The 19974-nt window shown below is 71.7% G+C and carries 17 protein-coding genes; 10 read left to right on the forward strand and 7 right to left on the reverse strand.

What is annotated here, in order from left to right; genetic code table 11:
* Positions 1-15: 15 nt before the first annotated feature.
* Entirely contained in the window at positions 16-639 is a 624-nt protein-coding gene (locus ACZ6ZP_RS02340) for a GntR family transcriptional regulator (protein WP_351159541.1), read from the forward strand.
* A gap of 290 nt (positions 640-929) precedes the next feature.
* Complete coding sequence (gene aceE, locus ACZ6ZP_RS02345) at positions 930-3626, forward strand: pyruvate dehydrogenase (acetyl-transferring), homodimeric type (protein ID WP_361470547.1); 2697 nt, start codon at positions 930-932, stop codon at positions 3624-3626.
* Positions 3627-3730: 104 nt separating this feature from the next.
* Here aceE and ACZ6ZP_RS02350 read toward each other — a convergent pair whose 3' ends face one another.
* Positions 3731-4702 (reverse strand): helix-turn-helix transcriptional regulator, encoded by a 972-nt coding sequence (locus ACZ6ZP_RS02350; protein ID WP_351159545.1) that lies wholly within the window; start codon positions 4700-4702, stop codon positions 3731-3733.
* A 49-nt stretch (positions 4703-4751) separates the two neighbouring features.
* Positions 4752-5708 carry an SDR family oxidoreductase gene (locus tag ACZ6ZP_RS02355; RefSeq protein ID WP_469405771.1) on the reverse strand — a complete coding sequence of 319 codons (957 nt, stop codon included), beginning with the start codon at positions 5706-5708 and terminating at the stop codon, positions 4752-4754.
* Positions 5709-5913: 205 nt separating this feature from the next.
* Here ACZ6ZP_RS02355 and ACZ6ZP_RS02360 point away from each other — a divergent pair, with 205 nt between their 5' ends.
* A complete protein-coding gene (locus tag ACZ6ZP_RS02360) occupies positions 5914-6438 on the forward strand; it encodes a DUF4240 domain-containing protein (protein WP_351160639.1) in 525 nt (174 codons plus the stop codon).
* A 66-nt stretch (positions 6439-6504) separates the two neighbouring features.
* Here the strand turns inward: ACZ6ZP_RS02360 and ACZ6ZP_RS02365 are convergent, their stop codons facing one another.
* A complete protein-coding gene (locus ACZ6ZP_RS02365) occupies positions 6505-7293 on the reverse strand; it encodes a peptidoglycan recognition protein family protein (RefSeq protein ID WP_351159547.1) in 789 nt (262 codons plus the stop codon).
* Positions 7294-7397: 104 nt separating this feature from the next.
* Positions 7398-8183, reverse strand: coding sequence for an SDR family NAD(P)-dependent oxidoreductase (locus ACZ6ZP_RS02370; RefSeq protein ID WP_383827187.1), 786 nt, complete (start codon positions 8181-8183; stop codon positions 7398-7400).
* Between the two features lie 156 nt (positions 8184-8339).
* Between ACZ6ZP_RS02370 and ACZ6ZP_RS02375 the strand changes: the two genes are divergently transcribed.
* Entirely contained in the window at positions 8340-9020 is a 681-nt protein-coding gene (locus ACZ6ZP_RS02375) for a TetR/AcrR family transcriptional regulator (RefSeq protein ID WP_361470554.1), read from the forward strand.
* A gap of 45 nt (positions 9021-9065) precedes the next feature.
* On the opposite strand, the gene ACZ6ZP_RS02380 is transcribed toward ACZ6ZP_RS02375, so the two are convergent.
* Together ACZ6ZP_RS02380 and ACZ6ZP_RS02385 are read right to left on the reverse strand one after the other, a co-directional pair.
* The gene (locus ACZ6ZP_RS02380) at positions 9066-10223 is read right to left on the reverse strand and encodes a PP2C family protein-serine/threonine phosphatase (protein ID WP_468617763.1); all 1158 of its coding nucleotides are present in this window, start codon (positions 10221-10223) and stop codon (positions 9066-9068) included.
* 117 nt (positions 10224-10340) lie between these two features.
* Complete coding sequence (locus tag ACZ6ZP_RS02385; RefSeq protein ID WP_351159555.1) at positions 10341-10829, reverse strand: GNAT family N-acetyltransferase; 489 nt, start codon at positions 10827-10829, stop codon at positions 10341-10343.
* Between the two features lie 62 nt (positions 10830-10891).
* On the opposite strand from ACZ6ZP_RS02385, the gene ACZ6ZP_RS02390 reads away from it, so the two are divergent.
* The 3 genes from ACZ6ZP_RS02390 (at position 10892) to ACZ6ZP_RS02400 (ending at position 15757) form a co-directional block, all read left to right on the forward strand.
* Positions 10892-11827: a TIGR01777 family oxidoreductase gene (locus tag ACZ6ZP_RS02390; protein WP_361470558.1), complete on the forward strand. Its 936-nt coding sequence runs from the start codon at positions 10892-10894 to the stop codon at positions 11825-11827.
* A gap of 167 nt (positions 11828-11994) precedes the next feature.
* Entirely contained in the window at positions 11995-13335 is a 1341-nt protein-coding gene (locus ACZ6ZP_RS02395) for an NAD(P)/FAD-dependent oxidoreductase (RefSeq protein ID WP_469405258.1), read from the forward strand.
* 265 nt (positions 13336-13600) lie between these two features.
* Complete coding sequence (locus ACZ6ZP_RS02400) at positions 13601-15757, forward strand: family 20 glycosylhydrolase (protein ID WP_469405260.1); 2157 nt, start codon at positions 13601-13603, stop codon at positions 15755-15757.
* A 91-nt stretch (positions 15758-15848) separates the two neighbouring features.
* Here ACZ6ZP_RS02400 and ACZ6ZP_RS02405 read toward each other — a convergent pair whose 3' ends face one another.
* A complete protein-coding gene (locus ACZ6ZP_RS02405) occupies positions 15849-17291 on the reverse strand; it encodes a regulator (RefSeq protein ID WP_351159564.1) in 1443 nt (480 codons plus the stop codon).
* Positions 17292-17511: 220 nt separating this feature from the next.
* Here ACZ6ZP_RS02405 and lipB point away from each other — a divergent pair, with 220 nt between their 5' ends.
* The 3 genes from lipB to ACZ6ZP_RS02420 all read left to right on the forward strand — a co-directional run bounded on the left by lipB (position 17512) and on the right by ACZ6ZP_RS02420 (position 19960).
* Positions 17512-18378, forward strand: coding sequence for a lipoyl(octanoyl) transferase LipB (gene lipB, locus ACZ6ZP_RS02410; protein WP_351159566.1), 867 nt, complete (start codon positions 17512-17514; stop codon positions 18376-18378).
* A 116-nt stretch (positions 18379-18494) separates the two neighbouring features.
* Positions 18495-19460 (forward strand): lipoyl synthase, encoded by a 966-nt coding sequence (locus tag ACZ6ZP_RS02415; RefSeq protein ID WP_351159568.1) that lies wholly within the window; start codon positions 18495-18497, stop codon positions 19458-19460.
* Between the two features lie 296 nt (positions 19461-19756).
* Positions 19757-19960: an SCO2195 family GlnR-regulated protein gene (locus ACZ6ZP_RS02420; RefSeq protein ID WP_160504648.1), complete on the forward strand. Its 204-nt coding sequence runs from the start codon at positions 19757-19759 to the stop codon at positions 19958-19960.
* Positions 19961-19974 lie beyond the last annotated feature (14 nt).

The raw sequence follows: 19974 nt of genomic DNA on the forward strand, positions 1-19974 counted from the left end.
GCCGGAGGAGCCCACATGACCGCGCCCGTCGTTCACTCGCTGCGCGAACAGATCCGCGAGCACATCGTGGAGGGGATCGTCAGCGGGCGCTGGCAGCCGGGCGAGCGGATCGTGGAGCGGCGGATCGCCGTGGAGCTGGAGGTCTCGCAGACTCCCGTGCGCGAGGCACTGCGCGAGCTGGAGACGCTGCGGCTCATCGAGTCCGCGCCCAACAAGGGTGTCCGCGTAAGGAACTTGACCGCGGCGGACCTGGAGGAGAGCTACCCCGTCCGTGCGGGTCTGGAGGCCATCGCCGCAGAGCTGGCGGCCGAGAGCCTGGCCGAGGACTGCTCGGCCCTGGAGCCCCATGTCGCCGCCCTGTACGAGGCGGACCGGGCCGCCGACGGCACCTCTCAGGTGCGGCACACGGTCGGTTTCCACCGGGAGTTGGTGCGGGCGGCCAACAACTCCGTTCTGCTGCACACCTGGGAGGGCCTGGGCATCGAGGTCTTCACCGCCCTGTCGATCCGTTGGCTCGGCACGGTGCAGCAGTCGTACGCGGAGGAGCACGAGGCCCTGGTCTCGGCCTTCCAGCGGCGGGATCCCGCGATCGCGGAGCTGGTGAAGTCCCACGTGCTGGGCTGCGCGCCCCGCCCCTGACGGTCCCCGCGGCACCGCTCACCGTAGGAGCACGAGGGCGCTCATACGTGCTCTCACCTGCGACGTTCCTTCAAATCGAAGGCACCGCGTGCCCGGTTTGTTGGCACCGGATGCCTACTTTCTCAATATGAAGGAGTTTTCGCCTTCAACCCTTTGATCGATCATCGATCACGGAGTTAGAGTCTCCGACGGGCTCACACCAGAGCCTCACGCCCTGTCCTGCCAAAGACTTCGGGCAACCCCACCCCTTACCGAACAGGGGACCCCCTCCGACTCAGGAAGGCGGCGACATGACCGACCCCTCCGCAATCCAGCCGAGCGAGCTCGACCAGCTCCCGGACCGCGACCCCGAGGAGACCGCCGAATGGCAGGCCTCCCTGGACGCCGTTACCCAGGCGGCCGGGCCGCACCGTGCCGCGTACCTGATGCGACGCACGCTGGAGCGCGCCGAGGGCGCGGGCCTGGCGCTGCCCAAGCTCCTTGAGACCGACTACGTCAACACCATCCCCACCTCCGCCGAGCCGGCCGTCGAGGGCGACGAGGCGATGGAGCAGCGGATCGCCGCGTGGAACCGCTGGAACGCGGCCGCGATGGTGACCCGGGGCAGCAAACACGGCGTCGGTGGCCACATCGCCACCTTCGCCTCCGCCGCCTGGCTGTACGAGACCGGCTTCAACCACTTCTTCAAGGGCAAGGAGGGTGACGGGTCCGGCGACCAGCTCTACATCCAGGGCCACGCCTCCCCCGGCATCTACGCCCGCGCCTTCCTCGACGGCCGTCTGAACGAGACGCAGCTCGACAACTTCCGCCAGGAGGCGGGCGGCAACGGCCTGCCGTCCTACCCGCACCCGCGCCGTCTGCCCTGGCTGTGGGAGTTCCCGACCGTCTCCATGGGCCTCGGCCCGCTGTCGGCGATCTACCAGGCGCGCTTCAACCGCTACCTCACCAACCGCAACATCAAGGACGTCTCCGCCTCGCATGTGTGGGCGTTCCTCGGTGACGGCGAGATGGACGAGCCCGAGTCGACGGCAGCCCTCGCGCTCGCCGCGCGTGAGGGTCTCGACAACCTCACGTACGTCATCAACTGCAACCTCCAGCGCCTCGACGGCCCCGTCCGCGCCAACTTCCGCGTGGTGCAGGAGCTGGAGGCCCAGTTCCGCGGCGCCGGCTGGAACGTCGTCAAGGTCCTGTGGGGCAACGCCTGGGACGAGCTCTTCCAGCTCGACACCACGGGCGCGCTGGTCCGTCGCCTGCGCGAGGTGCCGGACGCGCAGTTCCAGACGTACGCCACGCGCGACGCCGCCTACATCCGCGAGCACTTCTTCGGCTCCGAGCCCGCGCTCGTCGAGCTGGGCAAGCTGCTCACGGACGACAAGATCAGCGAGTGTTTCCACCTCTCGCGCGGCGGCCACGAGGCCCGCAAGGTCTACGCGGCCTACCGTGCGGCGCTCACCCACAAGGGCGCGCCGACCGTGATCCTCGCGCAGACGGTCAAGGGCTTCACGCTCGGCAAGGGCTTCGAGTCCAAGAACGCCAACCACCAGATGAAGAAGCTCACGGTGGACGAGTTCAAGGACATGCGCGACCTCCTCGAGCTGCCGATCCCGGACAGCGCGTTCGTCGACGGCCAGGTGCCCTACGGCCACCCGGGCGCCGACGCCCCCGAGGTCCGCTACCTCCAGGAGCGCCGTGCCGCGCTCGGCGGTCCTGCCCCGGCCCGCCGCACGCAGCCGATCGCGCCGCTGCCCGCACCGGCCGACAAGTCGTTCGCCTCGTTCGACAAGGGCTCCGGCAGCCAGTCGATGGCCACCACCATGGCCTTCGTACGCCTGGTCAAGGACCTGATCCGCGACAAGGAGACCGGCAAGCGCTGGGTGCCGATCGTCCCCGACGAGGCGCGCACCTTCGGCATGGAGTCGCTCTTCCCGTCGCTCGGCATCTACTCGCCCAAGGGCCAGACGTACGAGCCGGTCGACCGCGACCAGCTGATGTACTACCGCGAGGCGAAGGACGGCCAGATCCTCAACGAGGGGATCACCGAGGCCGGCTCGATGGCGGACTTCATCGCCGCGTCGTCGTCGTACGCGACGCACGGCGAAGCCATGATCCCGTTCTACATCTTCTACTCGATGTTCGGCTGGCAGCGCACGGCCGACCAGATGTGGCAGCTCGGCGACCAGCTCGGCCGCGGCTTCCTCGTCGGCGCCACCGCCGGTCGTACGACGCTGACGGGTGAGGGTCTGCAGCACGCGGACGGTCACTCGCCGGTGATCGCCGCGACGAACCCCGCCGCCATGTCGTACGACCCCGCGTTCGCCTACGAGGTCGCGGCGATCGTCAAGGACGGTCTGCGCCGGATGTACGGCGACGCCGCCCCCGGTGAGGACCAGAACGTCTTCTACTACCTCACCGTCTACAACGAGCCGATGCCGCAGCCCGCGAAGCCCGCGGGTGTCGACGAGGGCATCATCAAGGGCCTCTACCGCTTCAACACGGCCGAGACCGCGGGGCACTCCCCCGCCGCCAACGCCTCGCGCATCCAGCTGATCGGTTCGGGCACGGCCATCCACTGGACCCTCTCCGCGCAGAAGATGCTCGCCGAGGAGTGGGGCGTGGCCGCCGACGTGTGGTCCGCGACCTCCTGGACCGAGCTGCGCCGCGACGCCCTGGAGGCGGACGAGGCGATCCTGCGGGGCGAGGAGCGCACTCCGTACGTGCGTACGGCACTTGAGGGTGCGCAGGGTCCCGTGCTGGCGGTCTCCGACTACATGCGCCAGGTGCCGGACCAGATCGCGCAGTGGGTCGAGCAGGACTACTCGTCGCTGGGCGCGGACGGCTTCGGCCTCTCCGACACGCGTGACGCCGCGCGTCGCCACTTCGGCATCGACGCGGAGTCGATCGTCGTGGCCGCGCTCGCGCAGCTGGCGCGGCGGGGCGAGGTTCCCGCTTCCGCGGTGAAGGAAGCTCGGGCGAAGTACGGTCTGTAGCCTTCGGCCTGATGCGGGTCCCTGCCGGGTGGCGGGGGCCCGCTTTCGGCTGCGGGTGCGTTTTCGGTTTCTTTCCCGCCCACCCACCCGATGCCCGGTGGCGACTACCGGTAGCGGCCGGCCATGTGGTGGGCCGCTGCCGCGAAGCGCTCCCTCAGGGTCGTCGGCTCCAGGATCTCCGCCTCCGGGCCCAGGGACATGAGCTGGGTGTAGGCGACCGTCTCGTTCTCCACGGCGAGGGTCAGCGTCACCCAGCCCTCGCCGTCCGGGGCGCTCGCGGTCGTCAGCGCTTCTTGCGTGGAGGCCGCGTCCGTGGCGTACGGCAGCTGTCGTACGCCCTGCTCGGAGAGCCGCAGCACGACCTCGGAGCGCAGGATCGCGCGCGCGAACTGCGCGGCCCGCTCCTCCCAGAAGCCCGGCAGGTCGAACTCCTCGTCGCGTACGAAGCGCTCCTCGCCCGCCGCGAGCGCGGTGAACCGGTCGATGCGGTACACCCGGAACGAGCCCGTGTCGGGCACCCGCGCGCACAGGTACCAGACACCGGCCTTGAGCACGAGGCCGTAGGGCTCCAACTCCCTTTCCACCTCGGCGTCCTGGCGCCGGTAGCGGGCGGTTACGCACCGGTCGTCCCACACCGCGTCCGCCAGCGCGGGCAGCAGCTCGGGCGCCGGCGTCTCCTTGAACCAGCCCGGCGCGTCCAGGTGGAACCGCTGCGAGGCGTTCTGCGAGGCGTCCCGCAGTGAGGGCATCAGCGCCGCCGACACCTTCAGGCGGGCCGCCGACGCCGCGTCCTCCAGGCCCATCTCCCGCAGCGCGCCCGGCACTCCGGACAGGAACAGGGCCTCCGCCTCGCTGCGGCCGAGGCCGGTGAGCCGGGTGCGGTAGCCGCCGATGAGGCGGTAGCCGCCGGTCCTGCCGCGGTCCGCGTAGACCGGGACGCCGGCCTCCGAAAGCGCCTGGGCGTCCCGGGTGATGGTCCGCTCGGAGACTTCGAGCTCGCCCGCGAGCTCGGCGGCGGTCATGGAGGGGCGGGCCTGGAGCAGAAGCACCATCTTGATGAGGCGGGCAGCGCGCATGCCCCCATGATGCCGCTAGCGGTAGAGCGCGCATGCCCCCACGATGCCGCTAGCGGTAGTCGGTGACGTCCGCCGTCTTGCTCTCCTGGTCGACCTCCGTCAGGTACCGCCAGGCGTCGGGCGCCGAACCGTCGACGTCCGTGAAGCCGTACTCCTTGGCGAGGCCGCCGCTGGAGAGCGAGGTGCCGTTCCAGCGGGCCACTTCGGGGTCGGAGGCCAGCGCGACCAGGGCCCTGCCGATGAACGTCGGGGTCTCGGAGATCGCGAAGTGCGGGTTCTGCGCGCAGCCCTCCTGCCAGTTCTCCTCCGTCACCTTGAAGGCCGTGTCGAGCATGAACTCGGAGCGCAGCCAGCCGGGGGTCAGGCAGAGGGCCGTGCAGCCGTACTCCTCGAGCTCCTCGGCGAGGCCGCGCGCCATCCGCAGCGGGGTCGCCTTGGCCAGGTCGTAGTAGAAGGGCTTGCGGTAGTTGGGGCCGTTGTACTCCTCGGTGCCGTCGGTGACCTCGACGACCAGGCCGCCGGGGTTCTTGACGAGCAGCGGCAGCGCGTACCGGCTGGTGACGATGTGGGTCTCGATGCCCAGGCGCATCAGGCGCAGCCCCTTGCCGAGGTCGTGCTCCCACATCTTCTTGTCCCACTCGACGTGGACGTCACCGCCCCAGATGTCGTTGACCAGGATGTCCAGGCGGCCCTGTTCGCGGTCGATGCGCTCGACGAGCGCCTCGACCTGCTCCGGCTCCAGATGATCGGTGGGTACGGCGATTCCGGTGCCTGTCCCGCCCGCCTCCCTGCCCGCGGCGGTGATCAGCTCCGCGGTCTCCTCGATGGTCTCCGTGGTGCGGCCGACCTCGCTGGTGTGCGCGCGGGTCGTGCGTCCCGTCGCGTACACCGTGGCTCCGGCCCGGCCGAGCTCAACGGCCATGGCGCGGCCGGCGCCGCGGGTGGCCCCGGCGACGAGGGCGATCTTCCCGGTCAGTGGCTGCGGAACTGCGTGGGTGCGGTCCATCTCGCCGTCCATGTCCCCGTCCGTGTCCCTGTCCATGTCCCCGTCCATGTCCCTGTACGTGTCGCTGTCCATGCTTGTGAGGCTGCCACCCAATGCCGACATCTGCTGTCGGGTTTTCCATGGGCATGTGCACGCATAACGAGACAGCCGCATCCGCCGCACTCCGCGTGCGTACCCACCCCCCAGGACCGATGCTTGTCCCGTGATGGACGAGACGGAGTTCTGGGAGATCGTGGACCGCACCCGCGTGGCCGCCGAGGGCGACCCCGAGGACCACGCGGACCTGCTCACCGAGAGGCTGCTGGAGCTCGAGCCGGACATGGTGCTCGACTTCGCCCGTCACTTCGAGGCGCGCTACAACCGCGCGTACCGCTGGGACCTCTGGGGAGCCTCCTGGATCATCCTCGGCGGCGCGAGCGACGACGCCTTCGACTACTTCCGCTGCTGGCTGATCGGCCAGGGGCGTGAGGTCTTCGAGGGAGCCCTGCACGACCCCGACTCGCTGGCGGATCTCCTCGACGACTTCGACGAGGAGATCGACGGCGACGGCGAGGAGCTCGGCTTCGCGGCGGACGAGGCCTACGAACAGCTCACCGGCGTCGTCACCCCCGACCTCGGCATCGCTCCCGCCCCTCAGGAGCCGGCGGGGACACCGCTCGACTTCGAGAACGAGGCGACGATGGCCCAGCGCTACCCCAAGCTGTGGGAACGATTCGGCGAGATCGACTGAGGCCCGCACATCCCGGCGGCTTCCACCGGGTCCCCGGCTTTACCGGCTCTACGGGCTCTATCGGCTCTACCGGCTCTGCAACCGCGCGGCCCTCTCCCTGATCGCGGGGAGCGCGGCCGTCAGGGCCGCGCCCGGGCAGTGCGTGTAGTAGCCGTCGTTGTGCCCCGAGACCGCGCTGAACTTCCCGCTCGTCCCCGCCGCGTACTTGCTGAGGCTGTGCGAGGAGACCAGCCGCACCGTGGAGCGCGGGTCCACGTCCGAGAGCCCGAGCTTCCACGCGGCCAGCGCCGCCACCGCATCGGTCATCACCTTGGGGACGGGGACCCCCGCCGTGAACGTCCCGATCGCCGCTATCCCCACCGACCCCTGGTTGAAGCCCTGCGTATGCGCGCCGACCACGGCCCTCTCGATGCCGCCCGCACGCCCTTCGTAGACGGTCCCGCACCGGTCGACGAGGAAGTTGTAGCCGATGTCGTCCCACTTCCTTCCCTCGACCTGGCCCGCGTACAGATAGCGGATGATGCGCGGGGCATCGGCGCAGTCGTAGCCGTTCGGCGAGTCCGTGTGGTGCACGAACACCGCCCGGACCCGGTCGGCGTACCGGACGGGCGGCGCCGGCACCGCACCGGCCAGCCACTTGGCCCGCGGCACCACGTGAGGCCGGGCCGCCGGATGCCCCGCTGCCCGCCGCGCCGCGCCCTCGTCCTCCCGCCCCGGCTCCCCCGAGGCTCCGGGCCCCGCGAACAGCGCGCACATCAGCAGAAGCCCCGCGACCACGGCGGCGGGCACGCAGCACAGCGCCACACGCACCGCCAACGGCAGGCGCGCCGCGGACACCCCACGGAAGACACGCATGGTCCGACTCTCCGGCCCACCCGCACCGCCCGCGATCCGCGGTCCGCCACTCGGCTGAACCGGAGGCCGAGGCGGCCGGCCCTGAGGCCGGAGCGCCCGGTTCGTCAGAAGTGGGTGCCGCCGTCGACCCGGACCTCGGTGCCGGTGATGAACTTGCCGTCCTCCGAGCCGAGCAGGGCGACCACCGAGGCCACGGACTCCGGTCCCGCGAAGCCCTGCCCGATGGCCGGGGCCAGCTTCACGAACAGGCTCATGTCGGCGTCCTGGGGCAGGCCGGGGCCCACACTCTGCCTGCTGGCGCCGCTGCCGTCGGTCATGCCGCTGGATATGGAGCCGGGCTGGACGGCGTTGAACCGGATGCCCTGCTTGCCGTACTCGGCGGCCAGCGCGTGCGTCATGGACTGGATGCCGCCCTTGCTCGCCGCGTACGCCGCCATGTACGGGTGGGCGAACATCGCCGAGGTGGAGCTGAAGTTGACCACGGCGGCGTCATCGCCTTCGAGCAGCGCCGGGATGGCCTCGCGGATCACCAGGAACGTGCCGACCAGGTTGACCTGGATGACGCGGTTGAAGGAATCCAGGCTGGTCTCGTGCGTGTGCGAGGAGCGGAGCACGCCCGCCGCGTTCACCAGGACGTCCAGGCCGCCGAGCGCGGTGACGGCGGCGGCGACGCCCTCGCGCACCGAGGTCTCGTCCGCGATGTCGACCACGAGGGTGGTGAGGCGGTCGGCCGCCGCGCCCGCCTTCTCGGAGGTGTCCTTCAGGCCCGCCTCGCTGACGTCGGCGGCCACGACCTCGCCGCCCTCTTCGAGAAGCCGCAGGACGGTGGCCTGTCCGATGCCCGAGCCACCGCCGGTGACGAGTGCGCGACGGCCTGCGTAGCGGTTCATGAAATGCCTCCGATCAACTCCGGGCTCCCGGATCCGTCCATGGATGCGCCCATGGACCCGGCGTTCCCGATCTGATTTCAATGTACGCCTCTCTGACACGTTTTGCCATGGCGACAATTCATGTATCAGGGTGAGGACCGCGCGTAGGCTGCGACGGTGAGCACCCATCCGTCGCAGCCATCGCCGCCGCCGTCACAGCCCTCACCGCCGTCACTGACCGAGCGCCGCAAAGCGGCCACGCAGCTCGACATCGCCCGCGCCGCCGCCGAGCTCTTCGCCGAGCGCGGCCCGGACGGCACCACCGCCGAGGAGATCGCGGGCCGGGCCGGAGTGGCGCTGCGCACCTTCTACCGGTACTTCCGCAACAAGCAGGACGCGGTCGCGCCGCTCCTCGCCGGGGGCGCCGCCGAGTGGCGGGCCCATCTGGCGGGCCTCGACCCGGCCACCGGCGTGCCGACGGCCCTGGAGCAGTCCATCGCGGACGCGCTGACCGCCGCGGACGACCGCGCGGCCGACTCCCTGGAGTGGACCCGCGGCCTGCTGCGCGCCGCGCAGGACGATCCGGCGCTGCGCGCCGTCTGGTACCGCGTGAACCAGGAGTCCGAGGAACAGCTCGTGCCCGTGCTCGCCCGCCTGGCCGGGGACGGCGCGGACGAGCTGGACGTGCGCCTGGCCGCCGCGGCCGCCACCGACGCCATCCGCCTGGCCCTGGAGACCTGGGCCGCCACGGACGCACCCACCGAGGGGCCCGGCTCCCCCGCCGTCCTTGCGGTGCGCTGTCTGCGCGAGCTGACGGGCGGGCTGCGGCTTCTCGACCCCCGCCGCGACGGCCACTGAGGCGCGGCGCCCCCGCCGCGGCACCGGATCAAGCCCTGTCCTTGGCTACAGCTCCGAGCCCGGCCCCGGCCCCGGCCCACGGTCAAGCCGTAGGTCGAGCCCCACGTCCAGCGAGAACGCCAGCAGCGCCACGTCGTCCCCGACCCCGCCGGAGAACCGCACCAGGTCCCTCCAGACCACGGACGTCAGCGCCGCCGGATCGTCCAGCACGTCGGCGGAGAGCACCGAGAGACGCTCGGCCAGCGGGTAGAAGGCGCCGGAAGCGTCCCGCGCCTCGGTCACCCCGTCGGTCACCACGAGCAGCCGGTCGCCGGGCTTCAGGCCCACGGTCACCCCTTCGGGCGGGGCGACACCGGCGATCCCCAGGCCCAGCGGAGCGCCCGGCGCCACGGCGAGCTCCTGGACGGCGCCACCGCGCAGCAGCAGCGGGGGCGGGTGTCCGCAGGAGACGATCCGCAGCTCGGGGACGTCGTCCCGGAACTCCAGGAGGACGGCGGTGGCGAAGAGCTCGGCGTGCTCGGCCTCCTCGGAGTCGACCACCAGACGCCGGTCGAGACGGGCGGCCACCCCCTCCAGGTCGGGCTGGTCGAGGACCGCCTCCCGGAAGGCACCGAGCAGCGCGGCGACCGTGCCGACGGCGGCGAGGCCGTGCCCCTGTACGTCGCCGACCAGCGCCCGTACGCCGCCGGGCGCCTTGCGCACGTCGAAGAGATCGCCGCCGACCAGCGTCCCGCCCTGCGCGGCGCGGTAGAGGCCCGCGCAGCGCACCGGGCCCACGCGCTCCGGCAGCGGCGGCAGGACGGCGAACTGGGCGGCCTCCGCGACGGTGCGGACGGTGACGAGCTGGGTGTCGCGCCGACTGCGTACCCAGGCGAACACGATGCTCAGGAGCGCCACGAAGGCGACCGTCAGGACATCGCTGTCACCGGGGCGGCCCAGTCCGAAGCCCGGCACGTAGAGCAGCAGCACCACGGTGCCACCGAGGAGGGCCGTGGCCGACGCGCCGTACGACAGCGCGGCCAGCGGCGGCACGGCGGCGAGCAGGAAGCTGAGGTCGACCGTCTTCGGGGTGGACAGCTGGATCACGCAGATCACGGCGAGGAGCACGGGCGGCGGCCAGCGCACCCAGGGGGGCGGCGGCGCGCCGCGCAGCCACCCCGGCTCCTCCCGGTCCCGCCGACTGGCAGCAGCGACCCTGAACATCGGTTCGCTCCTTCCGGTCGACCTCCCCACGCTCCTACGCGCGCGTGCCCGCCGCACGCCGGGCCGGTCCGTCGGGTGCCGAATCCCCGCCCGGGGGCCATGGCGGCCCCGGGCGGGTCAGAGCACGAGCCCCATCAGCACGTCGTCCACGTACGCGCCGTCGAGGAAGAACTCGCCCGGCAGCACCCCCTCGACGACGAAGCCCTCGGAGGCGTAGAGCGTCCGGGCCGGAGTGTTGTGCCCGAGCACCCGCAGCGTGACGCGCCGCGCGCCCTGGCGGCGGGCCAGCTCCACCGCGGCCCTGACCAGCCCGCGTCCCACTCCCCTGCCGCGTGCCTCGTCCGCGACGGCGAAGCCCAGGATCTGGCGCACGTGGGCGTTGGCGAGGAGGGAGGTGGGAAAACCGATCCGTATGTAGCCGACCACTTCGCCGTGCAGCTCGGCCACCAAGTGGTCGCGCGGGCCGAAGCGTTCGCTGAAGAACGGCGGGTACGGGGGCTGCGGGGCAGGCTGTACCGCGTGCAGGGTCGACCAGGTGACGCGGTCGAGGCGGCCGAGGGCTTCTTCGTCGTCCGGCAGAGCGGTACGTATGTGCGTGTCCGGCATGGGCGTCACTGTACGACGGACACCGGGCGCCTCTCGGCGGGTTTCCGGGGCAGGATGGCGTCATGGAGCCCACCGAGTCCGAGCAGTCAGCCCCTTCAGCGCGGCGGTCCCGTATCGCCGTGGCCGGTGCGTCCGGCCTCATCGGAACGGCGCTGACCCGCGCCCTCACCGACGACGGTCACGAGGTGGTGCGACTGGTGCGCCAGGCACCTCGTACGAAGTACGAGGTGCGATGGGACCCCAAGGAGGGGTACGTCGACACGGCGGGGCTCGCGGGCTGCGACGCGCTCGTCAACCTGGCGGGAGCCGGGGTCGGCGACCACCGCTGGACGGCCGCCTACAAGCAGGAGATCCGCGACAGCAGGGTGCTCGGCACCTCGGCGCTCGCCGAGGCGGCGGCCTCGCTGGACGTGCCGCCCCGCGTGTTCCTGTGCGCGAGCGCGATCGGCTACTACGGAGACACCGGTCAACGCGCGGTGGACGAGAGCGCGCCCGCCGGGGAGGGCTTCCTGCCCTCCCTGTGCGTGGAGTGGGAGGGCGCGGCGGCAGCGGCGCACGAAGCGGGCATCCGCACGGTGTTCGCGCGCAACGGCCTGGTGGTGGCGCGCGAGGGCGGGGCCTGGGGGCGGATGTTCCCGCTCTTCAAGGCGGGGCTCGGCGGACGCCTCGGCGACGGCCGGCAGTACTGGAGCTACATCTCGCTGCACGACGCGGTGGCCGCGCTGCGGCACCTGCTCGACACCGAGACGCTGACGGGGCCGGTGAACCTGACGGCGCCCGATCCGCTCACCAACCGTGAGGTGACGGCCGCGATGGGCCGGGTCCTGCACCGGCCCACGCTCTTCACGGCACCGCGGCCGGCGCTGCGCGTGGTGCTCGGCGAGATGGCCGGCGACGTGCTCGGCAGCCAGCGGGTCCTGCCGACGCGGCTCCTGGAGTCGGGGTTCTCGTTCGCGTTCCCGGGCATCGAGGAGTCGATCCGCGCGGCGCTGCGGTGAACGGCTCGCGTCCGCGATCGCCGTGCGACCGGCGTGCGACCGTGCTCGGTCGATGCGCGACTGCCGCTGAACGCCCCGGCTCCTACCCTCGTGCGGAACTCGGTGATTCCAGAGCCCTGTTGAGGGCATGACGTCCCCAGCAGCCGCGCAACCTCGGGGAGGGGCACGTGCTAGAGCCTTCGCACCATGCGGATGTCGTCATCGTGGGGGCGGGGGTCGCGGGACTGTCGGCCGCCCACCAGCTGACCAGTGCCGGTGTAACGGCCGTCGTCCTGGAGGCCGCCCCTTACGTCGGCGGGCGCATGTCGACGGAGAAGGTCGACGGGTTCCGGCTCGACAGGATCGGGCAGCTGCTCACCACGTCGTATCCCGAGTTGCGCCTCGCACCGGGCCTCGACGCACTCGTACTGCGGCCCTTCGTGCCCGGCGTCCTGGTACACAGCGACGGCCGGCACCACCGCGCCGTCGAGCCCACGGGCCCCCGGCGCGCAAGGGGCGCACTCACCGCCGCGCGCGCCCTTGCAAGCGCCCCCAGGGCTTCGCGAACGGCACGGACCGCGCCCCGCACCGCCCCCCTCGGCGGCGCGCTCGACCAGGCCCGCCTCGGCGCGGCACTCGCCAGGATCGCGGCGACGCCCCCGAAACGCCTGCTCGCCCGCCCCGAACTCCCGGCGGCACAGGCCCTCTTCGCCCGCGGTCTGCCCGCGCGCACCGTCAACGGCTTTCTGCGCCCGCTGCTCTCGGCGCTCCTGTGCGACCCGGACCTGACGACGTCGAGCCGGTGCGCGGACCTCGCCCTGCACTCCTTCGCGAGCGGCCGCCTGTGTCTGCCGGAGGGCGGCGCCGAGGTGCTGCCCGAGCTCCTCGCGGCCGCTCTGCCACCGGGCACGGTACGCACCGGCGTACGCGTCACGGCGGTCTCCACGACCTCGGTCACGACCGCGGACCACGGCGAAGTGCGCTGCCGCGCCGTCCTGCTGGCCACCGACGCCCGGGCCGCCGCCGAACTCCTTCCCGGTCTGCGCGTGCCGCCCTTCCACCAGGTGACGGTGGTGCACCACGCGGCTCCCGAGCCGCCGCTCGCCGAGCCCGCCCTGCTGCTCGACGCCGACCGTTCGGGGCCGGTCGCGCACACGGCCGTGGTCAGCCACGTCGACCCGTCGCGCGCCCCCGCGGGCCGGGCGCTCATCTCGTCGACCGTCCTGGGCCCGCCGCCGGACGAGCGCGCCGTCCTCACCCACCTGGCCGAGCTGTACGGCACGTCGACCGCCCGCTGGGAGACACTCGCCGTCCACCACACCCGCGAGGCGGTGCCCGCGATGCCGCCCCCGCACGATCTGCGCCGCCCGGTGCGGCTGCTCGCGGGGCTCTACGTGTGCGGGGACCACCGGGACACCAGCACGGTGCAGGGAGCGCTGCACTCGGGCCGCCGCGCGGCGCGGGCGGCGCTCGCGGACTTCGGGGTGGATCCGGCGTACGGGACGGGGCAACTGCCGATGGCGGCCTGAGCCCGTCGCCTGAGCCCGTCGCCTGGAGTCCGTCACCTGAACGCGTCGCCTGAGCCCTGCCGCCTCATCCATCCGACCTATTCGCCGCCCCCAACACCCCCTCCCTGCGCATCACCGAACTGCGCACACCCCTGCAACCCCCCTTGCCACACAGGTACTCCACGGCTACGGTCCCACCGGATCGCCAAGCTGCGGGAGGCATCACGTGCGTCGCACCATGCCGGTGATATCGCTCATCCTGGGCCTAGTCATAGGAGGTCTGTCTTTGCCGACAGCCACAGCCAAAGCCACAGCCACCCCGGATGCCGCGGCCGCGACGGACACCCAAACCCCCTCCGTCGTCCCCCGCCCCACCGACTGGACCGCGCTCGACGGCCGCACGAAACTCACCGAGCGCACCCGCATCCTGATCGACCCGCGCGCCGGATCCACCACCGCGCTCCCCTCGGGCCGCGGCGAATTCCCGGGCCCCGCCCACCAGTCCGTACGCAAGCTCGCCACCCAGCTCCGTACGGAGATCAAGCAGGTCACCGGCATCACCCCCCGGATCGCGCCCAGCCAGGGCCGCCCCGCCGACGGTGACATCACGCTCGGCCTCACCGCCAAGGGCAATCTCGGCGCCGAGGGCTACCGCTTCGACAGCGCGGGCCCGATCCGTGTCGAAGCCGCCTCCACCCACGGCCTCTACTACGGCACCCGCACCCTCCTCCAGCTCCTGCGCTCCACGGCCGACGACCACCGCGCCGTCCCCCGCGCCCGCTCGACCGACCGACCGGCGCAGGCGATCCGCATGGTCCACCTGGACGCGGGCCGCAAGTACTGGAAGATCCCCTACCTGGAGAACCTGATCCGCAGGATGGGCGACCAGAAGCTCAACACCCTCTTCCTGCACCTCTCCGAGTCCGAGGGCTTCCGCCTCCACAGCCCGAAGTTCCCGGGCCTGGCCGACCCCGACCACAGCTACGGCCGCGCCGACATCGAACACCTGAAGGCCTTCGCGGCCCGCCATCACGTCCAGCTGATGCCCGGCCTCGAACTCCCCGGCCACGCCACGGTGATCAGCGAGGCCTTCGGCATCGGCTTCGGGTCCGGCGCCGGCGCGTGCACGGGCGAGCACACGCACTCGCACCTCACGCCCGACTGGATCATCGACATGACCAGCGACAGGGCGATCGCGAAGTCGAAGGAGATCGTCGACGAGTTCGCGGGCTGGTTCGACGCGCCGCTGTTCTCGATCGGCGCGGAGGAGGTCCCCGGCCAGCTGGCCGAATGCCCGCGCGTGAAGAACCACCTCGCGAGCGCGCCCGACGTGTCCACGCTCGGCGACCTGCTCAACCGCTACATCAACACCCTTGACGACGTGGTCACTTCGCACGGCAAGCGCACGGCCGTCTACAACGGCTCCGAGCACCTCGACGCGCCCCAGCAGAAGGTTCACTCCCCGGTCGTCTTCCTCACCTGGGAGGGCACGGGCGCCGAGCCGGAGATCCCGGGGCACGACGAGATCGCCATCGGCCCGTTCTACGACACCCCGAACAACTACCACCACCTGTATCCGGACGAGCCCTGGATGTACGACGGCTGGGCCCCGAACACCGACCGGGACATGCTCGGCTCCGGCGTCACCAACTGGGCCGACTACAACTTCTGGGCCGACGACGGCTACTTCGAACAGCACATGGCGGGCCCCCGCGCGATCCTCGCCGACCGCGCCTGGAACAAGTCCGCGACGCCGGACACGCTCGCCGACTTCAGGGCCCGCGCCGCCCGCATCGGCGACCCGCCGGGCACCACGCCCGCGCCGGTGCCGCCGCGACTCGAGGGCCGGCCGAGCCACCACTGGACGTTCGACGACGCCGCGTACCCCAGCGGCTGGACGTACGCGGGCAGCCCCGGCAACACCATCCTCGCCGAGGACGTGGCGGGCGGCCTGCCCGGCACCTCGTACATCATCAACAACCCCACCCCCGTGGACGGTGTGCGCGGCCAGGCCTGGCGCTTCGACTCCGACCGGGACGGCGTGGGCTTCGGCGGCCTCGACGTCGCCGAGCCGTGGACCGTGTCGGTGCGGGTCCGTCCGACGGCCAGGACCGCGGACCAGGTCCTACTCAGCTCCAAGGCGGGCGCGCTGAAGCTGATGCAGCACGGCACCGGAAGGGTCGGCTTCACGCGGTACGGCGCGGCCGACTTCAGCTTCGACCACACGCTGCCGCTGGACCGCTGGACGCGGCTGACGTGGGTGACGGCTCCGGGGCACACCACCTTGTACGCCGACGGGAAGCGGGTCGGGTCCGTCGCGGCGTCGATCCCCCTGCCGCTGCGGTCCGTCGGGACGGAGAAGGTGAGCCTGCGGGGCGACCTCGACGAACTGACCACGTGGGACGAGGCGTTGTCCCCCGAGGAGGTCGCACGCCTGGACTGATCCCGGCCTGAGCCCGGACTGGACCAGGTAAGGGGCGGGGCTGCGCAGCCCCGCCCCTTACATAACCGCCCCTTACCTGCCGGTTCCGGCGTCACCCCAGGGCGGCCACCCGGTCGCGATACCCCCGCACCGCCGCCGCGTCGCGGTACGGCTCAAGACGCCGCTCGAAATCGCGTACGTACTCGACCGCACGCACCGAGCGCATCTCCCCCGCCGCCTGCGCCGCCTCGGCGCCCAGCTGGCAGGCCTGCTCCAGCTCGCCGAGGCCCAGGCGCGACGAGGCGAGCACCACGCGGCAGAACAGGCGGCTGCGGGCGTACCCGGGGGCGCGCAGCTGGAGCGAGCGCTCCGCGTGCTGGGCGGCCACGCGGTACTGCTGGAGGTCGCGGTGGCAGTGCCCGAACTCGTCGGCCAGCTGCGCCTCGTCGAAGAACCGCGCCCAGTACGGGACTTCGTCGCCGGGCCGCGATGTCTCCAGGGCCCGCTCGGCCCGCACCATCGAGGCCGTGCACGCCCGCACCTCGCCGAGCACGCCGTGCCCGCGCGCCTCGACGGAATGCAGCAGGGCCTGCACGACGGGCGGCGCGGAGGAGCCGACGCCCTGCTGGGCCACCCGCGCCAGCTGCACCGCCTCTCTGCCGTGCCCCAGGTAGACGGCCTGGCGGCTCATCGTGACCAGGACGTACGAGCCGTAGGCGCGGTCGCCCGCCGCCTGCGAGAGCCGCAGCGCCTGGACGTAGTAGCGCTGGGCGAGCCCGTGCGCCGCGATGTCGTACGAGGTCCAGCCCGCGAGCCGGGTGAGGTCGGCGGCGGCGGCGAAGAGCCGCCGCCCGGCCTGCTCGCCGTACGAACCGCGCAGCATCGGCTCGGCCTCGTGCTCCAGATAGCGCACGAGGGCCTGCCGGGCGTGCCCGCCGCCGTACGCGTGGTCGAGCGCCCGGAAGAGCTCGCCCACGGAGCGCAGGGCCGAGATGTCGCCGCTGGTCACCCGCGCCCCGACCGCCCGCTCGGGCTCCTTGCGCTGGCGCGGTATGGCGGGGCGGCCCTGGGTGGGCACGCGGCCGCCCGGTACGTGGTCGCCGCGCCCCACGCGGTCGTCCGCGCGGCCGATCAGCCAGTCCCTGCTGGGAACGACGAGCCCTGCCGGGGTGAACGCGATCTTCCGCAGTTCGGCATGGCTCCCTGAGTCCTTGCGCCAGAGCCCGCCGACGATGTCGATCGCCTCTTCGGGGCTCGCCGCGAACTCGAGCCCGGCGTACACCGGCGCGCACGCGTCGAGCCCCAGGTCCTGTGCGGAGAGGCGGCGCCCTAACCGCCGGGTGAAGACCTCGGCGATCAGGGCGGGGGTGGTGCCCCGAGGCTGCTGCCCGCGCAGCCATCTGGTCACCGATGTCTTGTCGTACCGCAGATCGAGACCGTGCTCGAGCCCCAGCTGATCGACGCGGCGCGCGAGCCCCGCATTGGAGAACCCGGCTTCTGAGATGAGCGCGGCTAGCTGGCGGTTGGGGGTGCGCTGCGGAGGTCGTTCCGTCATCAGCTGTGCGGTCTCCTGCCTTTCGGGCGTTGCCTTGAGCAGCCCTTATGGCTCTGTGAACGGCGTGAATGTAGCGGCCCCCACCGCCCTCATCACGGCCTTCGACCCGCGTTCATCCGATCGTGTGAGGATTGACCGGAGGACTGACGAGAATCCGCGGCCCGTACAGTGGCTGGGGGCGCGATATGTGCACGGTGCAGGTTCTAGGGAGGCACTTGCCGTGAGTGAGTTTCAGTTCGTCCGACTTGGCTTCGGCCCGGACTCGGTCGAGTACCAGGAGGCCTGGGACGAGCAGCGCCGCGTGCACGCCGCCCGCTTCGCCGACGAACTCCCGGACACGTGTCTGCTGCTCGAGCATCCGCCGGTCTACACCGCGGGCCGCCGCACCGCCGAGAACGAGCGCCCGCTGGACGGCACCCCCGTCGTCGACGTGGACCGCGGCGGCAAGATCACCTGGCACGGCCCCGGGCAGCTCGTGGGCTACCCGATCCAGAAGCTGCCGCGCCCGGTGGACGTCGTAGCACATGTGCGCCGCCTGGAAGAGGCACTTATCCGTACGTGTGCGGAATTCGGCCTGGAGACGTCCCGCGTCGAGGGCCGCAGCGGCGTGTGGGTGCTCGGTGACCCACGTCCAGCAACAGACGAGCGCCCGGCGCTCGGCGGGCTGACCCTGGACCTCGACCCCCGGACGCAGGACGACGAGTTCGACGCCCGGTTCAACGGCCCGGAGTACGCCCCTTCCAACGCGGGCCAGCGCCGGGAGGACCGCAAGATCGCGGCCATCGGCATCCGCGTCGCCAAGGGCGTGACGATGCACGGCTTCGCGCTGAACGTGAACCCGGACAACACCTGGTTCGACAAGATCATCCCGTGCGGCATCCGGGACGCGGGCGTGACGTCGCTCTCGTACGAACTGGGCCGCGAGGTCACGATCGCCGACGTCCTGCCCGTCGCCGAGAAGCACCTGCGGGACATCCTGGAGAACGCGGAGCTCAAGCCGCGCACCGTCGAGAAGGCGGCGGAGGCATCTGCCGCGAGCGCCGAAAACACGGTTGAAAATCCGGAAGCCGAGAAGGCGACCGCCTAGACAGCTGGGGCTCGGGGAATGCACCCCGCCGGCCAGAGGTTGGCCGGACGTAAGCCCAACGACATCACGGGCGTACCCTGGTGTGCGCCGAAGAATCGAAGCTACAGGGAGCCGATGTGTCCGCAGTCGCACCCGACGGACGCAAGATGCTGCGCCTGGAGGTCCGGAACGCCCAGACCCCCATCGAGCGCAAGCCCGAGTGGATCAAGACCCGGGCGAAAATGGGCCCCGAGTACACCAAGATGCAGAACCTCGTGAAGAGCGAGGGCCTGCACACGGTCTGCCAGGAGGCGGGCTGTCCCAACATCTACGAGTGCTGGGAAGACCGCGAGGCCACCTTCCTCATCGGCGGTGACCAGTGCACCCGGCGCTGCGACTTCTGCCAGATCGACACGGGCAAGCCGCAGGCACTCGACCGCGACGAGCCCCGCCGCGTGGGTGAGTCCGTCGTCACGATGGACCTGAACTACGCCACGATCACCGGCGTCGCCCGCGACGACCTGGACGACGGCGGCGCCTGGCTGTACGCGGAGACCGTGCGCCAGATCCACGCGATGACGGCGGACCGCGCCGAGGGCAAGACCAAGGTCGAGCTCCTCATCCCCGACTTCAACGCGGACCCCGACCAGCTGGCCGAGGTCTTCTCCTCCCGCCCCGAGGTCCTGGGGCACAACGTGGAGACCGTGCCGCGCATCTTCAAGCGGATCCGTCCGGGCTTCCGCTTCGAGCGCTCGCTCGAGGTCATCACGCGCGCCCGCGAGGCCGGTCTGGTCACCAAGTCGAACCTCATCCTGGGCATGGGCGAGGAGCGCGAGGAGATCAGCGAGGCGCTGCACGCGCTGCACGAAGCGGGCTGCGAGCTCATCACGATCACGCAGTACCTGCGCCCGACGCCGCGCCACCACCCCGTGGAGCGCTGGGCCAAGCCGCAGGAGTTCGTGGAGCTGAAGGAGGAGGCCGAGGAGATCGGATTCTCCGGCGTCATGTCGGGACCGCTGGTCCGCTCCTCCTACCGCGCCGGCCGCCTTTACCAGATGGCGATCGAGAAGCGCGGGGCATACGTCGCCTCGCAGGCGGTGTGATTCCGGTTCCCGCGGTGTGATTCCGGATGCCGGGCGCGAGCCCGCCGGCGCTTGCGGCGAGAGCCAGCTGTGTGAATCGGCGCACAAGTGACTACTGGTGAGTAGTGGCCGAGATGGCGCGGCCCGTACGGTCCCCGCAGGTGAGGGGACCGTACGGGCCGCGTCAGTGTTTTGCGGTCGAGCGTCAAGGCTTCATCCGTGTTTGACCGGTCAGTCACGCCCTGGTAACACCAATCAGTGACCCTGGAATTACCCCACGTACAGCCCTACCCATAGCCGCTCAGGAGGGCCCCACCATGCAGGCCGCGCCCGTACGCGCCACCGCCATCCCGTCCGTCACCGACGCACTGCGCGCCGTCGAGTCGCTGCTCATGAGCAGCGGCCAGCGCACCGCTCGCCGCAACGCCTGGACGTCCGTGCTCGACGACCGGCGTCGCGCCAAGGACCGGGCCGAGGCGCTGCGCGTGCTCGAAGAGGCGATGACAACCCGCACGTCGTAGTCACTTCCAGGGAC

It is taken from the genome of Streptomyces sp. NPDC054047 (assembly GCF_055585065.1).

Excerpts from the sequence above, each read along its gene's own strand:
- ACZ6ZP_RS02360 (WP_351160639.1), top strand. The coding sequence starts at position 5,914 with ATGGACGAGACGGAGTTCTGGGAGATCGTGGACCGCACCCGCGTGGCC.
- ACZ6ZP_RS02355 (WP_469405771.1), bottom strand. The coding sequence starts at position 5,708 with ATGGACCGCACCCACGCAGTTCCGCAGCCACTGACCGGGAAGATCGCC.
- ACZ6ZP_RS02365 (WP_351159547.1), bottom strand. The coding sequence starts at position 7,293 with ATGCGTGTCTTCCGTGGGGTGTCCGCGGCGCGCCTGCCGTTGGCGGTG.
- ACZ6ZP_RS02385 (WP_351159555.1), bottom strand. The coding sequence starts at position 10,829 with ATGCCGGACACGCACATACGTACCGCTCTGCCGGACGACGAAGAAGCC.
- ACZ6ZP_RS02380 (WP_468617763.1), bottom strand. The coding sequence starts at position 10,223 with ATGTTCAGGGTCGCTGCTGCCAGTCGGCGGGACCGGGAGGAGCCGGGG.
- aceE (WP_361470547.1), top strand. The coding sequence starts at position 930 with ATGACCGACCCCTCCGCAATCCAGCCGAGCGAGCTCGACCAGCTCCCG.
- ACZ6ZP_RS02350 (WP_351159545.1), bottom strand. The coding sequence starts at position 4,702 with ATGCGCGCTGCCCGCCTCATCAAGATGGTGCTTCTGCTCCAGGCCCGC.
- ACZ6ZP_RS02420 (WP_160504648.1), top strand. The coding sequence starts at position 19,757 with ATGCAGGCCGCGCCCGTACGCGCCACCGCCATCCCGTCCGTCACCGAC.
- ACZ6ZP_RS02390 (WP_361470558.1), top strand. The coding sequence starts at position 10,892 with ATGGAGCCCACCGAGTCCGAGCAGTCAGCCCCTTCAGCGCGGCGGTCC.
- ACZ6ZP_RS02405 (WP_351159564.1), bottom strand. The coding sequence starts at position 17,291 with ATGACGGAACGACCTCCGCAGCGCACCCCCAACCGCCAGCTAGCCGCG.
- ACZ6ZP_RS02340 (WP_351159541.1), top strand. The coding sequence starts at position 16 with ATGACCGCGCCCGTCGTTCACTCGCTGCGCGAACAGATCCGCGAGCAC.
- ACZ6ZP_RS02370 (WP_383827187.1), bottom strand. The coding sequence starts at position 8,183 with ATGAACCGCTACGCAGGCCGTCGCGCACTCGTCACCGGCGGTGGCTCG.